At 43.8% G+C, this 16,432-nt stretch carries 13 protein-coding genes and 1 pseudogene; 6 read left to right on the forward strand and 8 right to left on the reverse strand.

The window, feature by feature from the left end; translation table 11 throughout:
- The first annotated feature begins 3 nt into the window (after positions 1-3).
- On the forward strand, positions 4-951 hold the full coding sequence (locus tag F7R24_RS06040; protein WP_151670348.1) for a U32 family peptidase: 948 nt from the start codon (positions 4-6) through the stop codon (positions 949-951).
- Positions 952-963: 12 nt separating this feature from the next.
- Here F7R24_RS06040 and ubiT read toward each other — a convergent pair whose 3' ends face one another.
- The 7 genes from ubiT to katG form a co-directional block, all read right to left on the reverse strand.
- Entirely contained in the window at positions 964-1,491 is a 528-nt protein-coding gene (ubiT, locus tag F7R24_RS06045) for a ubiquinone anaerobic biosynthesis accessory factor UbiT (RefSeq protein ID WP_151670349.1), read from the reverse strand.
- 106 nt (positions 1,492-1,597) lie between these two features.
- The gene (locus F7R24_RS06050; RefSeq protein WP_151670350.1) at positions 1,598-2,197 is read right to left on the reverse strand and encodes a helix-turn-helix domain-containing protein; all 600 of its coding nucleotides are present in this window, start codon (positions 2,195-2,197) and stop codon (positions 1,598-1,600) included.
- A gap of 16 nt (positions 2,198-2,213) precedes the next feature.
- Entirely contained in the window at positions 2,214-2,768 is a 555-nt protein-coding gene (locus F7R24_RS06055; RefSeq protein ID WP_151670351.1) for a biotin transporter BioY, read from the reverse strand.
- Positions 2,755-3,390, reverse strand: coding sequence for an energy-coupling factor transporter transmembrane component T family protein (locus tag F7R24_RS06060; protein WP_151670352.1), 636 nt, complete (start codon positions 3,388-3,390; stop codon positions 2,755-2,757). Before F7R24_RS06060 ends, F7R24_RS06055 begins: the two co-directional genes overlap by 14 nt.
- Entirely contained in the window at positions 3,387-4,088 is a 702-nt protein-coding gene (locus F7R24_RS06065; RefSeq protein WP_151670353.1) for an energy-coupling factor ABC transporter ATP-binding protein, read from the reverse strand. The genes F7R24_RS06060 and F7R24_RS06065 overlap by 4 nt, the downstream gene beginning before the upstream one ends.
- 252 nt (positions 4,089-4,340) lie before the next feature.
- A complete protein-coding gene (gene ppk2 / locus F7R24_RS06070) occupies positions 4,341-5,426 on the reverse strand; it encodes a polyphosphate kinase 2 (RefSeq protein WP_151670354.1) in 1,086 nt (361 codons plus the stop codon).
- Positions 5,427-5,636: 210 nt separating this feature from the next.
- Positions 5,637-7,814, reverse strand: coding sequence for a catalase/peroxidase HPI (katG, locus tag F7R24_RS06075; protein WP_151670355.1), 2,178 nt, complete (start codon positions 7,812-7,814; stop codon positions 5,637-5,639).
- A gap of 254 nt (positions 7,815-8,068) precedes the next feature.
- On the opposite strand from katG, the gene F7R24_RS06080 reads away from it, so the two are divergent.
- The 5 genes and pseudogenes from F7R24_RS06080 to F7R24_RS06100 all read left to right on the forward strand — a co-directional run bounded on the left by F7R24_RS06080 (position 8,069) and on the right by F7R24_RS06100 (position 15,172).
- Positions 8,069-10,018: a methyl-accepting chemotaxis protein gene (locus F7R24_RS06080; protein ID WP_151670356.1), complete on the forward strand. Its 1,950-nt coding sequence runs from the start codon at positions 8,069-8,071 to the stop codon at positions 10,016-10,018.
- Positions 10,019-10,135: 117 nt separating this feature from the next.
- Positions 10,136-10,723, forward strand: a complete 588-nt coding sequence (locus F7R24_RS06085) for a GAF domain-containing protein (protein ID WP_168926783.1) — start codon at positions 10,136-10,138, stop codon at positions 10,721-10,723.
- 36 nt (positions 10,724-10,759) lie between these two features.
- Positions 10,760-13,072 carry an EAL domain-containing protein gene (locus F7R24_RS06090; protein ID WP_168926784.1) on the forward strand — a complete coding sequence of 771 codons (2,313 nt, stop codon included), beginning with the start codon at positions 10,760-10,762 and terminating at the stop codon, positions 13,070-13,072.
- A 104-nt stretch (positions 13,073-13,176) separates the two neighbouring features.
- A pseudogene (locus tag F7R24_RS06095) lies at positions 13,177-14,661 on the forward strand (solute carrier family 23 protein).
- A gap of 67 nt (positions 14,662-14,728) precedes the next feature.
- Positions 14,729-15,172 carry a DsrE family protein gene (locus F7R24_RS06100; protein ID WP_151670359.1) on the forward strand — a complete coding sequence of 148 codons (444 nt, stop codon included), beginning with the start codon at positions 14,729-14,731 and terminating at the stop codon, positions 15,170-15,172.
- Between the two features lie 53 nt (positions 15,173-15,225).
- On the opposite strand, the gene F7R24_RS06105 is transcribed toward F7R24_RS06100, so the two are convergent.
- Positions 15,226-16,140 carry an MBL fold metallo-hydrolase gene (locus F7R24_RS06105; RefSeq protein ID WP_151670360.1) on the reverse strand — a complete coding sequence of 305 codons (915 nt, stop codon included), beginning with the start codon at positions 16,138-16,140 and terminating at the stop codon, positions 15,226-15,228.
- Positions 16,141-16,432 lie beyond the last annotated feature (292 nt).

The following is a 16,432-nucleotide window of genomic DNA, read 5'->3' on the forward strand; positions in this document are numbered from 1 at the left end:
CAGATGTTAAAATTATCCTTAGGGCCTTTACTCTACTACTGGCCAGCTGAAAGCACACAGGCATTCTATCAACAACTTGAAGACTTGCCGATTGATCTAGTTTATTTAGGTGAAACGGTTTGCGCTCGACGTCGCGATCTAAGATTGGATGATTGGGTGGCGATAGGGCAAAGGTTAGAATCAGCGGGTAAGGAGGTCTTATTATCAACGCAAACCTTGATTGAATCTGAAGGGGATCTTAAGCAGCTTGCTAAATTAATTCATAGGGCAGGCGAACTGGGTTGGTTGGTAGAAGCGAATGATCAAAGTGCTTTACAGCTACTGATTGAAGCAGAGAAACCTTTTGTCACTGGGCCTTCGTTAAATATTTACAATCTGCGCAGTCTGGAAAAACTGGTTAATTTAGGTCTGAAACGGTGGTGTTATCCTCTAGAGCTGAGTCGTGAAACCTTGGTTGATTTTCAACGATCTCTTGTGCAGACGGTCTCAAATTCTAATGCTGAGCATAACAGACAACTAGAAACGGAAGTCTTTGCTTTTGGACATTTACCCTTAGCTTGGTCATCACGCTGCTTTAGCGCACGTTTTCATGATTTACCTAAGGATCGCTGTGGCTTTGTGTGTCAGCAATATCCTGATGGACTGATGATGCGCTCTCAAGAAGCGCAAGATGTATTTGTTCTGAATGGTATTCAAACCTTATCGGGGGCTCGATGTAATTTGCTCGATCAACTGCCCTTGATGCAGCAAGAGGGTGTTTCCATTGTTCGCTTAAGCCCGCAAGCACAGGATATGAAATCTGTGGTGATGGCATTTGACGAAGCAAGAAGAAATCTACAAGCAGGTCTGTCGAGCACCATAATGCAGATACCCTTGCATGCAGCTCAAGAATGCAACGGTTACTGGTTTGGACGTCCCGGGATGGATCATATTAACATTGACCTAGAGTAAAGCTTATTGCCTTTAACAGTTTTGTTCAGCAGTCATATAGGTCGGTATTACGCTAGTGAGTCGCTGGCGTAATGATTCTAACTGAGTCAGTAACCAACCGACCTTCGAATCCTCTAAAGACCACTCCAGACTATCCAGCAGATTTCTGACCCCTAGCCCAAGTTCCGTATCCCCTTCGATCAAGAGTTTGCGTTGAAAGAATAACCCATCGGCATCGACCTGCTGTTTAGCTAGTTGGATAAAAGTGTCAAGATCGCCACTGATGGTCACTTCACCTGAGTTATGGCTCAACCTTAGCTGATCATCTTCAAGCGTTAGTGTGATTTCAATCTCATAATCTCGTAATTTAAGGGTGATAAATCGTCCCGCTAGTAGATCAAATTCACCTTCTTCAATGTAAGAGCCAAAGAGTTGATTGAGTTGAGGTTCAAGCAGCTTTTGTTTGATCCATAACGGTGTTCGCTGATCAAGCTGACGCAGTAAATGACGTGCAAAAGAGGAAGGAAAAGGAGGTTGTGGAAATCTTGGTAAACTCAGCATGGAAAACCTCAAGGCAGTGATCAGCGTGAATCAATCTTTAAGGTTTTGCATACTAAACGGCCTTGTCATCATCTTTCTTGATGTGTATCAAGTGTTATTCAATAGGTTAATCTACGCTCTCGTCGTAATTAATTACTGATAACATTTTAATAGGCACTTCAATAAGCTCTTCTGGACCATGGGGAATTTCAGCCTCAAAGGATAAGCTGTCACCGGGTCCCATTTCATACAAGTGATTGCCGTGACGATAAACAATACGGCCCTCTAAAATATACAAAAACTCTTGGCCTGCATGAGAAAAGGTTGGAAACACCTCAGATGCATCATCCATGGTGACTAAAAAGGGTTCATAGCTTTTACGTTTACCGCGATGATAGCTTAAGAGTTCATAACGATGGCCTTTTTCCGTACCTTGTCTAACCACTTCCATACCTTCGCCAGCGCGTGTTAATTGAGCGCCTCCTTCAGGGCGATCGTAGTCACCAAACAGTGTTGCCAGGGTTAACCCTAAGGCATCGCACAGGCGACCCAGTGTATCTAAACTAGTCGAAACCTGAGCATTTTCGATCTTACTGACCATCCCTTGGCTGAGTCCAGCGATGCGAGCAACATCGATAATTTTAAGGCCTTGTTCTACGCGCTTGCGTTTCACTTTCATGCCGATGTATTGCTCGATGCGCAGCTTTGGGTTATTCAATTTATCCATGTTCGGCAGCATCATTTCACCCTTTTCGAGTCAGAATAGCATCAGGAAGACCCTTGGCAACCGCTTGTGCAACGCTGGCAGCAATCACCGCTTTTACCAGATCACCGGGAATAAATACGGCCATGACAGAGGCTGCATCTAACCATTCACGTCCAGAAATGATTTTGAAACCCGTGATACCAAATAGATAAAGTACAACGATGCCGCCAAAGATAGCAGCCAATAAGGTGGCTGGAAAGATAGGTAAACGTCTAAGTAGGATAGCCATATAACCGGCAGCAAAGGCGGCAAAAGGAAAACCTATAGCAAAACCCGCAGTCGGGCCCATGAAAACACCTAAGCCACCTCGACCTCCGGATAACAGTGGCGCACCTAAGGCAACCACGAAGATAAACAGCGCCATGGATAAAGCACCCCGCCAAGGACCTAGCATCACTCCAGCGAGCATGACACCCAGTGTTTGAACTGTTATGGGTATTCCCGTAACAAATGGAATAGGAGGGATTAACCCCATTGCAGCGATGAGTGCAGCATACAGAGCAATTTGAACTAGAGATTTATCTTGACTCATGGTTAGAAACTCGTGGGTTAGAGATAGTAGATATGCCACCTCGTGCTGCTAGCGCTTCGGCGACGTGATCAGAAAGACGGATCGATTGGATCGTTAGCGGAATGGCGAGTTTCCATACCTGACGCTTTCCTCCGCGTGCACGCCATGCTTCCATTAAATGCTGAATAACTGCCATTAACACAGGTACAAACCGAATCAATAAGGTGACCGCAAAAGCGATGCGCTTAGGATCAATATTGAAGAGTTTTAATGGAGCAAACATAGGTGCAATTGCTGCCATCATGTCATCCATGCGGGTCGTTAGGGTGATGAGATTGGCGAGCAAAATCAGCACCAACATCCGCAATACCAGAAGGCTTGCGGATAACCAGCCAACACTCCAACTCTGCATTAAGAAAATAAGCAGGAAAAGTGGTGCTAAGGGCTTTAACAGGATCAGTTGTCTTATGGCAGGTTTGCCGACAGAGGCATATAAAATCAGAGTTAACAGGAACATTAACGCCATCAGTACAAGGTTGGCAACCGGATAGAGGAGTATACTCAATAGCATGAGTCCCAACAGCTTATAGCCTGCCGGTAGCCTGTGAAGCCAACTTGGGTGAGCCATATACAGGCTAATCATGATCTAAACTTCCGAGCAGAGGCATAATACTCAGGTAACACTTCTGCAGGTGTGCCATCTTGAAAAATCTTGCCTCCCTCTAACCATAAAATTCGATCAAAGTTTTCCAAGGTTTCCAGTTCATGGCTGATCATCACGACTTGTTGAGGAAGTGTGTCTAATAAGTTTAATAGTTGATAGCGGGTAATCAGATCTAATGCTGAGAATGGTTCATCCAGTATCAATACTTTAGGCTCCATCACTAACACTGCCAAAATACAGACTAACTGCTTTTGGCCATCTGATAAGCTATGAATTGCTTTAGGTGCCCAATCAGATCGTTGATGTTCAACTAAAATTCCTAGGGCTTTCTCTTGGGCTTGCTGCTTAGAGTAGCCTTGATTGATCAGGCCAAAACTTAGCTCTTCTTCAACGGTAGGAAAAATAATCTGATGATCAGGATTTTGAAAAATAAATCCGACGTCCGCCGACATTTTTTGAGGACCCGCGGATGGGTTTTTACCATGGACAAGAATATTGCCCGAATTAGGCTGAAGTAGTCCATTGATCAGCCTGACTAAAGAGCTTTTTCCGGAACCATTGTGACCAATAATACCCACTCGTTTTTCAGATAATGAAAAAGATAAATCGTTAAGTACTTTAGTTTGGCTTCGAAGAAGGTTTACCTTATCGAATCGAATGATATTATCTAAGTGCATTGATTATTTAATAACCAGATGTTTTCTTAATTGGATTTATTGGTTAACAGAATTGTATCAGCATTATTTACCCATAAATAGCTTGTCACTATAGATAGTTGTTAACTCTACTTCATTGTTAAACCGTGCATGCTGAACAAATATCCTTCGTTTTCATCCCATCACTCTAGGGTATACGTAAATCCATGCACAAAAAAGCTGAGTTGAAACTCAACTCAGCTTTAATTAAACGCTTACTGGGAATACCCTAAATCAATCGGACATCAAACTCGCGCGTCCAACAACTAATGGATCAATACCCCCGATGGTATCAAGATCTCTGCCTGTGTAGTCTAGTTTGTGTAAGACGTAGCGCATCGCATTCAAACGAGCACGTTTTTTACAGTCTGATTTAACGACTGTCCAAGGTGCTTCGGCCATGTCCGTATGGAAAAACATCGCTTCTTTGGCTTCAGTGTAAGCATCCCATTTATCCAAGGAGGCTAAGTCGATCGGGCTGAGTTTCCATTGTTTTAATGGATGTATTTTACGTGCTTCAAAACGTGAGTGCTGTTCTTCACGACTCACTGAAAACCAGAACTTAATTAAGTGAATACCACTGCTGACAAGGTGCCTTTCGAACTCGGGCACTTGGCGTAAAAAGTCATCATATTCTTGATCAGTACAGAAACCCATCACTCGCTCAACACCGGCACGGTTATACCAGGAACGGTCAAATAGAACGATTTCACCGACAGTGGGCAAGTTTTGAACGTAGCGCTGGAAATACCACTGACCTTTTTCAGTTTCTGTTGGTTTTTCTAGTGCTACTACTCTTGCTCCCCTTGGATTAATGTGTTCCATAAAGCGCTTAATGGTTCCACCTTTACCGGCTGCATCTCGACCCTCAAATAGAATAACTACTTTTTGACCTGTCTCTCTTACCCAGGCTTGAAGTTTGAGTAATTCAACTTGAAGATGATATTTTTGTGTTTCATAAGCTTTACGAGAAAGACGGTTTTTGTAGGGATAAACAGCGGTACGCCAGTTATCAACCAGCTCTTCATCTTTATCGATTTGTTGTTGATCTTGAGCAGGGTCGTGCCAGCGTGATAGGGCAGACTTTAAGGCTTCCGCATCATCGGGTGACGCGCCTGCTAAAATAGTATCAAGCGTTTTGACGACGGCTGCTGCATCGACCGATTTCGCTTTTTGTTTCTTTAAAATGTCATCCGTTGAGGTCTCGGTAGATAATTGAGCGCCTGACACTGCTTTAAGAACCGTAAATGCTTCGATAGGGTCAATTTTTTGTTTGGTTTTGCGCGGAGTTTTAGCTTTTGATGTGTCGGCGTTTTTCATATAACGTCCCTTCTTTTTTCGTCTTAATATGTCAAATATATTACCACGAAAATAATAAATATCAGCAGTTCCTTTATTCGACTAGATACTAAGGATAAAAAAAATGGATCCCAATAATCGGATTATTGGGATCCATCTGTTTTAACGTTTTAGCAGACTGTTTTCACAAACAGCAGGAGAACGAATCCTTATCTGCTAAACGTTAAGCGGTTATGCCTGCAGATCAAATCGGTCTGCATTCATGACTTTGGTCCATGCGGCAACAAAGTCGTTTACAAATTTCTCTTTCGAGTCATTTTGTGCATAAACTTCAGCGTAAGCTCTGAGGATTGAGTTAGAACCAAACACTAGGTCAACACGAGTTGCTGTGTACTTCGTCGAGCCTGATTTACGTTCAACAATGTCATAGCTATTTTTTCCAGTGGGTTTCCACGTGAAATTCATATCGGTTAAATTCACAAAGAAATCATTGGTGAGTTGGCCGACGCGATCGGTAAACACACCATGATTGCTTGAACCATGGTTAGTCCCCAAAACACGCATTCCGCCAATCAATACAGTCATTTCTGGACCGGTTAAGCCCATTAGCTGTGCACGATCCAGCAATAACTCTTCAGGACTGACCGCGTAGTCCTTCTTCACCCAGTTACGGAAGCCGTCATGAACGGGTTCTAAGTACTGGAAGGATTCAACATCGGTCATCTCTTGCGTCGCATCACCACGACCTGGAGTGAAAGGAACGCTGATATCATGTCCTGCGGCTTTAGCTGCATGCTCCACACCGACATTACCGGCCAGAACTATCACATCAGCCACACTGGCGCCCGTTTCGGCGGCAATACCTTCTAGAACGCTCAGAACTTTACTAAGACGAGCAGGTTCGTTGCCTTCCCAGTCTTTTTGAGGTGCCAAACGTATACGCGCACCATTAGCACCACCGCGCATATCAGAGCCACGGAAAGTCCGTGCACTATCCCATGCAGTTGCAACCATCTCGCTGATACTTAAACCACTTGCTTCGATTTTGGCTTTAACTGCCGCAACATCATAGCTGCTGTTTCCTGCTGGTATAGGGTCTTGCCAAATCAGATCTTCTTGTGGAACTTCTGGTCCAATGTAACGGGACTTAGGGCCCATATCGCGGTGAGTCAGTTTGAACCATGCTCGTGCAAAGACTTCATCAAAGTAGGCTGGGTCTTTGTAAAAACGTTCGGAGATCTTGCGATACTCAGGATCCATCTTCATCGCCATATCGGCATCAGTCATCATCGGGTTTAAACGAATGGATGGATCTTCAACATCAACCGGTTTATCTTCTTCTTTGATGTTCACAGGTTCCCATTGCCAAGCACCTGCTGGGCTCTTAGTCAGTTCCCATTCGTAATTCAGAAGTAGATGGAAGTAGCCGTTATCCCATTGAGTCGGGTTCGTGGTCCAAGCACCTTCAATGCCGCTGGTAACGGTATTTCTACCTACTCCGCGTGATGTTTTGTTGTTCCAACCTAAACCTTGCTCGTCAATATCCGCGCCTTCTGGCTCAGGGCCAAGCAGGCTGGCATCACCATTACCATGGGCCTTACCTACGGTATGACCACCTGCGGTGAGTGCAACCGTTTCCTCGTCATTCATAGCCATGCGCGCAAAGGTTTCACGAACATCTTTTGCGGTTTTTAAAGGGTCAGGATTACCATCAACGCCTTCTGGATTGACGTAGATAAGCCCCATCATAACGGCTGCTAGTGGATTTTCTAAATCACGGTCACCTGAATAACGACTCTTTTCGTTATCACTAGGTGCTAACCATTCTTCTTCAGCTCCCCAGTAAATATCTTCTTCTGGATGCCAGATATCTTCGCGTCCAAATGAGAAACCATAGGTTTTGAATCCCATGGACTCATAAGCAACATTACCCGCTAGAATCAACAAATCAGCCCAGCTGATTTTGTTACCGTATTTTTGTTTAATGGGCCATAACAGACGACGAGCTTTATCGAGGTTGCCGTTATCAGGCCAAGAATTTAAAGGTGCAAAACGTTGGTTACCTGTTCCTGCACCACCGCGGCCATCAGCAACTCGATAAGTACCAGCAGCATGCCATGCCATACGAATCATTAAGCCACCATAGTGCCCCCAGTCAGCAGGCCACCACTCTTGGCTATCGGTCATTAAGTCTGTTAAGTCTTTTTTCAACGCATCTACATCTAAAGACTTGAGTTCTTCGCGGTAATTAAAACCGTCACCGAGGGGATTGGTTTTGCGGTCATGTTGATGAAGGATGTTGAGGTTTAGCGCATTCGGCCACCAGCTCATCGTGGTTTTACTAGCTGTTGAGTTGGCACCATGCATGACTGGACACTTGCCCAATGCACCACTGTTTTTGTTATCCATATCCATCTCCTGTTATTAGCTTACACGCCTAAAATTCACCCAAAGTCGGACAGGTGTTTTAAGTTCATAGTTAGGATAGTTGAAAATATTAAGCTTCGCCTTATTTGCTTAATTTTTTATAAACATCGATTTGATAGTTATTGGCTATAGTTAAGTTGATTAGAGTCAAATTAAGGTTTCAAATATGCTTAAATCTTTATCTAATACATCAAAAGCGACTAATATAAAGTCAGACCTAACCTGGAGATCTTTAGATGAAGTCAATCAGCCTAAGTTATCGTATGACTATTTCTTTATTAGTTGTAGGTTTAGTGTGTTTAAGTGTTGCAGTAATCTATGCATTTTATGTGCGCTCTGGCCTAGAGCAGCAGGCCATTGATCGTCGTACCACGGAGATGCTTCAAACCCTAGATAACCGTTTTGAAACCAAATTTGATGTGGGTATTACCAACGCTGTTGCCCTAGCAAGCGATCCAGACCTGCGCATGGCAATGATGAGTCGGAATAGAGGCTCTGCTGAAACAATCGTCAATCAGCTTCGAGAAGCCTATGGTAAGTTTACTAACTACCAAGGCATTCACGTTCATCTGTATCTTCCAGATGGAACCACGCTTTATGAAAGTGCTCAGCGCTCTCAACCGATTGACACCCGTTTAGGAGGTTTTCGTGCTGCACAGTCGGATCGGCAGGCTCAAGCCGCCTTTGAGCCAGATCCCAATGGTAATGTTTTGATTCGTGCCTTTGCTCCGGTGGTCTTTCAGGATCAATTAGTTGGCATTATTGAAATGACACAAGGGGTGGGAAGTATCAGTCGTGATTTTGGTAACGAGAATATTAACTACTTGATGGTGTTGAATGCGGCGCAGTTACCTTCTAGCGCACCTGCTAGAAACAATACGGAAGTGCATTCAGGTTGGGTGTTAGCAAATGACCGATGGTTTTCAGACGACGTTGTTGGCTTCGCTAAAGCCGTCATACTCCAAAACCATTCAAGTGTGATGGCACATTTGGATGATCAATGGTTTTCGGTGAATCGACCTGTTGTAGGTGCTAACGACCAACTCCTAGCGATGCACATGGTAGGAATACCTGCCGACGTTTTAAAGCAGGATATTAAAGTTGCGACAACGCTAGCAGATTCGCTTTTATTAGCGATGGTTTTGCTGGTTCTGGCGATGGTAGCAGTTGCTATTTTCTTGACCCGACAGTTAGTTACACAGCCGATTAGTAAAATAGCGGATGCTTTGGCAGATATTGCCGATGGACGGGGTGATTTAACCCATCGACTCGAAGTGAAACGAGAAGATGAGATAGGCAAAGTTGCTCTAAGCTTTAATCGTTTCGCTGATAATATTCAAAACTTGGTGAGAGGCATTGCTGCACAAGGTATGCAGATCGAAAAAGCAGGTAAAGAACTTGAATCCTCAACTGATATCACTTTTGAAGGTGCTCACACGCAACAGGCGGAAGTGACTCAAATTGCTGCAGCCATCACCGAAATGAGTGCCGCAGTAAATGAAGTGGCTCAGCATGCACAACAAACCTTAGCGACTAGTGAAAAAGCTCATCAAGCAGTAAATGATTCAAAAGACACCATGAATTCACTCGTAAGCATGATTGAACAGCAGACACGAGAAATTCAGCAGGCGGCTGATGACATCCTTGCGCTCGAGGGAGAATCTAATTCTATAGGTGAGGTGGTCAGGGTCATTCGTGATATTACCGAGCAGACTAATTTATTGGCTTTAAACGCTGCTATAGAATCGGCAAGAGCGGGTGAGCAAGGTCGAGGGTTTGCAGTGGTCGCCGGTGAGGTTAGAAATCTAGCTGCAAGAACGCACGAGTCGACTCAGACAATTGAAAGCACCGTATTAACGTTGCAGAATCACACTAAAGTGGCTGTTCAAAGCATGATGCGTAATCGAGATCATGCCTTAGAAAGTTTGGAGTTGGTGAAGAATACTCATCAACAGTTAAATCATTTAGCAGAAATGATGACCGAAACTCGTGATATGAATACGCAAATAGCCGCTGCTACGGAAGAAGAAACCGCTGCAACCAATGAAATTAATCAGAGCATTACACGGGTACAAGATCTCGCGGTTAGTGCTGCACAAAATGCCGAGCAGAGTGCTCTGCATGCAGATGGATTGCTTAGACTATCTAAAGAGATGCAGAGCTCTGTATCTCGGTTTAATTATTAAAAGACCTAAATTCGCCACGCTTGTTTCAAATTAAGTAAGTGTGGCCTTGAATACATAGACGTATTTTAAAATGTTTTCTAATATAAACACTTTACAGCCTTAAAAAGGATTTCTATTTTGGCATTCAACGAATCCGATCGACTGCGTTTTTTAAAAGAGCTTCACATTCTTGATACAGAAGCTGAAAAACACTTCGATCAAATAACGCAGTTGGCAGCAGATTTCTATCATGTTCCCATAGCGTTGATTTCACTAGTCGATGAGCATCGCCAATGGTTTAAATCCAAAATTGGTCTTGATGTCTACCAGACGGATCGAGATATTGCCTTCTGTAGCCATGCTTTATCTGAACCTGAATTGATGCTGATTCCCGATGCCAGGCTTGACCCTCGATTTAGAGATAACCCACTCGTTACGCATGATCCCAAGGTTGTTTTTTATGCTGGTGCTGTGCTTCGTCCTGATCGCATGAATCCGATAGGAACTCTCTGCATTATTGATCATTCGCCTCGGTCATATTCACTTGCAGAGATGAGAAATTTGCGTTTCTTAGCCGATCAGCTTGAAGAACTTATTCGACTGTACCAGATAGAAAGTCAGCTAGAAAAAGCTAAATTAGAATGTGTTTCTTCAATCAGACATGATTCGCATGCTCATAAAAAAACCAGCTTATCTGAAACTAATACAACCCACGATGATGAATAAAATCATGGCTCCTTTAAAAGTAAAAAGGTAATGATCATGAGTCAACGCATGGAACAGCTATCCCGTTTTGAAATCTTTCCTTGGAATGATCATTTCTGCACGGGGATAGATTTGATCGACGCACAACATCAGCGCTTAGTTGACTATCTGAATCAGTTAGCTGCTTATTTCGTGGAGGGTGGTGATGCAGAGGGGCTAGATGGCCTTTTTCAGGGATTGGTCAATTATGCTGACTATCATTTTGATACCGAAGAAACTATTTGGGAAGAACACTTCAAGGAAGATCCTGCCTACCAAAATCATTGCTCAATTCACCAACAGTTTCGTGAAAAAGTGCTGCAGTATGCTCAGCAAAATCCCGAAGAATCCGGTGTTTTAGAAGGACTCTTTGGCTATCTTGTGCATTGGTTAGCTTTTCATATTCTCGATTCAGATCGACGTATGGCAATTACTGTGCAGAACCTCAAACAGGGAATGAGGATCGATAAAGCTAAACGCTTGGCCGATGATGAAGTGAACCGGTCATTAGACACGCTTATTAATGCGGTGCTGGGTATGTACCGTAAGTTATCAGAGCGGACTGTGGATTTAATGCGTGAAAAACACGCGCGTGAAAAAGCAGAGCAACAGTTAAAAAATGTCAGTGAGGCACTGATAGAAGAACGGTTACGCAATAGTGAGGATCGTTTTAAGGCATTATTTGCTTCCATCCCTGAAGCTGTCTTTGTTGTGGATAAAGTGAACGAATCCCTTACAGATATGAATCGTGCAGCTGAAACACTTTGTGGATTCCCTGTGGATAAGGTGTTAGGAAAACCCTTTGAAGAATTCTTTCATCCAGAAAGTCCACGACTCTTGCATACGTCAAACGACAAGATCGAAAGTACTATCTTAACGGCAAAAAATGAATACCTTGATGTGGAAGTTACCTTAGGCTTCTCTTTTGAAGAAAAGGGACGACATTACATGATTGCAGTGGTTAGAGATATTTCTGAACGTGTTAAACACAAAAAAGCGCTTGAACATCTTGCTTACCATGATGCGACCACCGGTCTTCCTAACAAGGCATCCCTGATTAGTTATTTAACTGATCGTATACAAAACACACCAGATCAAGCCATTGCACTGATCTATCTTGATATTGACAACTTTAACCTCGTCAATGATTTGTATGGCGTGTCGCAAGGGGATCAACTGCTAAAGAAAGTGGCCAGACGGTTTTTAAGACTCACACAAATCGATCGTCATGCTTATCATTTGGGAGGTGATGAGTTTGTGCTCATTCTGCAAGATTTTTCGAATGATTATGATTTAGAAAAACAGATATCCAGCTTGTTTACGGAGATTTCAGCTCCATTCCATTTAGATAAGCATGAGATCAACATCCAAGTGAGTGCGGGAGTCAGCAGCTACTCCAACGATAATCTTTGTGACCCCAATACGCTGATCAGACAAGCGTCACAATCCATGTATCAAGCAAAACTTAAAGGCAATCAACGCTTTCACCTGTTTGATAATAATCAAGAACAAAGCACACGAAGTTATTATCAAACACTGGAACGTATTCATCAGGCACTCATCCGTGATGAGTTTGTGTTGTACTACCAACCTAAAGTTAACTTAACCCAAGGACAGGTGATCGGCTTTGAAGCCCTAATCCGCTGGGAGCATCCCGATAAAGGACTGATTTCACCGGGTGAGTTTTTGCCGGTGATAGAAACCTATCCATTATCTATTGAAATTGGCTATTGGGTTATCGAAACGGCACTAAGGCAGATGCAACGTTGGTTACATCAGGGCTTCAAAACCCATGTCAGTGTTAATTTAGGTGGCATGCAACTGCAAGACAGTCAGTTTGCGGTGCGCTTAAAAGAGCTGTTAGAAAAATATTCGGACGTACCTGCTTCGAGTTTGGAGTTGGAAGTGTTGGAATCCAGTGCACTGGAAGATATGCCTGCGGCGATACGGACCATGAAAGCTTGTAATGACTTGAAGGTCAGTATAGCGTTGGATGATTTCGGTACTGGCTATTCTTCGTTGGCCTATTTGAAACAGTTACCGATACAGGTTCTTAAAATTGACCAGAGTTTTATTAAAGACATTTTGACCAGTCAACATGACTTGTCCATTTTGGAAAGTATCATTGGTTTAGGAAAGGCTTTTCATATAGAGGTAATGGCAGAGGGCTTGGAGTCTATTGAAGCGGGTTGCTTGCTGATTGATGTTGGCTGTCAAGCCGCGCAAGGGTATGTGATTGCCAGACCCATGCCAGCCGAGAAGGTAATTTTGTGGCATAAGACATGGAACGCCCCAACGGAGTGGCTTAAAACGGATACAGTGCTCTGCTAGATAAGGTCTTTCACAGTGGTCGACTCAGGCGATAATCGTTAAAATACTGCGCTTATTTTATCAAGCACGTTATTAAACGTTCATTTAAAGAGTCTCGCCCCCCTATGAATTCAAATCCTGTTCATTACCCTTGGTATAAAAAGGAAGATACGGACGCCTTTTTTGCCCTGTTTCAGAATAATATCGCCAACTTTGTCATCATTGCGATCACCATGCTAGGTATGGGATTTTCCACGTCGATTGTTTTTGGTCAGGTATTACCGGGTGCCGCCGTCGCGGTGATGGTCGGTAATTTCTATTATGCTTGGAGCGCGGCGCGTTTGGCGCGTAAAGAGAATCGAGCCGATGTGACCGCGTTATCTTACGGTATCAGTACCCCGGTGATGTTCGTGTTTTTGTTTGGCGTTTTACTGCCAGCAAAATCACTGACAGGGGATGAAATGATGGCATGAAAGATAGCTGTTGCCGCTTGTTTTATCAGTGGTTTAATCGAAATGTGCATCAGTGTCATTGGTCGCTGGATTCAGTCTCATCTCCCGCGTGCGGCAATGCTAGGTGCTGTCGCTGGGGTCGCATTGACCTTTATTGCCGGTGAGATGCTATTTAAGACCTTGGAAATTCCTGTCATTGGGCTGTTAGTGCTGGCGATTATTATCGTTGGCTTAGTGGCTAGAGTGAGCATGCCGTTCAAAATACCAGCGTCTTTGTTTGCGATTATTGTCGGTACGGCGATGGCCTATTTAATCGGAGCAGCAGATACCAGCAAATTCAGCGATGCCTTCACTCATTTGGGCTTCTATCCATTGTTGCCAGGATTAGCTTGGTTTGAAGGGCTAGGTCTGCTGTTTACTAGCATGTTAGCCATACTGACGGTGGTGCTACCCATTACGCTTTATAATGCCATAGAAACGATGAATAACGTTGAGGCGATGGAAGCTGCCGGTGATAAGTATGATGTGCGTGAATGCCAGGCAGTTGATGGTGTGGGGACGATGATCGGTGCCGTGTTTGGTGGTGTTTTCCCGACCACTGTCTATATTGCCACCGTTGGATCCAAATGGATGGGTGCGGGTCGTGGATACAGTATTCTGAATGGTGTCGTTTATGGACTAGCAACGATGTTTGGCTTGATTGCAGTCTTGGCAGCGATTATACCGGTATCTGTGGTAGCGCCCATTCTGGTATTTGTCGGCATGTCGATGATAGCCACAGCCTTCCAAAGTAACGAAACGCGTTACTATCCTGCCATTGCCTTGGCGATGCTTCCTTATTTCGCTAATTATGTCATGACTCGATTCAATCGTGGTGCTGGAGAAGTGGTTGATAATATTTCCAGCGCCATTGTCGTATTGGGTCAGGGCGCGATGTTTACCGCCATTCTGTTAGGTGCGATGACCGTCTCCGTGATTGATCATAGATTTCGTCAGGCAGCTGTGTTTGCGTTAGTCGCGGCAGCCTGTTCTTTTGTAGGCCTGATGCATGCACCTGAACTATCTTTTAACGCCTCACAGGACTTCACTTTGGGTTATTTAGTGATGGCCGCATTCTTTGGATGGTTTGCCTTCAAGTCTTCCAATCAGGGAGTTTAATGCATATATAATTAGGTTATGCTAATATGTTATTTAGTTATTACTAAGTGATCATAAGGAGAAAAGCATGATGAAATTAAAACTAGCCGCTTGTGTTTTGGGTGCAACTTTATTGGCACCATTAGCTGTTCAAGCTGACAATCACCAACATTCAGGCGAAAAAGCATTAATTATGCTGAACAGTGATTCTTTGATGACTCAAGGAATGGCAATGGTGCTAGGAAATGCCATGCAAGGTCAGGGTGTTCACGTTGATGTATTGCTATGTGATGCAGCGGCTGATTTGGCTTTACAAGACACGACTAGTGAGCTGTTGAAGCCTAATGATGTTACGCCAGAACAGTTAATGATGCGTTTACAGCAAAACGGTGCAACTATCAGCGTATGTGCACTTTACCTACCAAACAGCGGTAACACTCAAGAAGCGTTGCGTGATGGTGTTGAAGTCGCGGCACCGCCGGCGATGGCTGAGAAGATGATGGAAGAAAACACTCGCGTGTTTACGTTCTAATTTTTTTGGCGTGATAAAAAACAGGGCTCTTTAGCCCTGTTTTTATGACTAGATTACTGATCAGATTTCTTGAACAGGTTTACCGGAACCTTCAAATAAACCTGACCATTCTCTTCGGCTGGTGGCATTTCACCCGCGCGCATATTGACCTGTACTGAAGGTAAAATCAGCGTCGGCATTTTAAGTGTCGCATCACGTTCAGTTCGCATTTTCACAAACTCTTCCTCAGTGATGCCGTCATGAACATGAATATTGTGTTGGCGTTGATCCGCAACCGTTGTCTCATGGACATATTCATCACGACCTGGCGCTTTATAATCATGGCATAGGAAAATTCGTGTATCAGCCGGTAGACTCAGGACTTTCTGAATAGACTTATACAGTATTTTTGCATCACCACCCGGGAAGTCGCAGCGTGCAGTGCCATAGTCAGGCATAAACAAGGTATCGCCAACAAATACAGCATCACCCATCACGTAGCTCAAGCAGGCAGGTGTGTGACCTGGAGTATGCATGACATATCCTTCTAGTTGACCAATCTTGAAGGTATCACCCTCTTTGAAGAGTTGATCAAACTGGCTACCGTCGCGAGCAAATTCTGTTCCTGCATTAAATGCTTTACCAAAGGTATCTTGCACAACCGTAATCATCGCACCAATGCCAGTTTTACCGCCCAGTTGTTGATGCAAATAGGGTGCGGCAGAGATGTGATCTGCATGGACGTGGGTTTCAAGAATCCACTCAACCTCTAGGTTGTTACCTTTAACATAGTCAATAATCTGGTCAGCTGATGCGATATCGGTTGTACCGCTGGCATAGTCGAAATCCAGAACGGAATCAATGATCGCACAGCTGTTGGATGCTGGATCTTTAACGACATAACTGAACGTATTGGTCGGCTCATCAAAAAAGGTTTTCACGATAGGTTTGATAGGGCTGCCAACTGGTGCATCGTTTGTGTGACTCATGAAGTGTCTCCTTAAAAACGTAAATAGGCAATAAAGGATTCATGCTCCTAGCCTAGCGAAAACTGTTGATACAAATAAGAGATCGATAGAGTTTTCTTTATGTAACGCTAATATAACACTTAAATATCCAAATGGAATAAAGGTATAACTATTATTTCGATTGTCAAACGCTATGTCATCAGTTCATTTCATATTGCATTTGCTATGAATGCCGCGTCTAAGTTGCATGTGCTGGTGAAAAAGAGTGATCTTAACGCGTTGCATCACTGTAAGATGGAGTAAACCTTAGTGG

The organism is Nitrincola schmidtii (genome assembly GCF_008973715.1).
Classification (GTDB): Bacteria; Pseudomonadota; Gammaproteobacteria; order Pseudomonadales; family Balneatricaceae; genus Nitrincola; species Nitrincola schmidtii.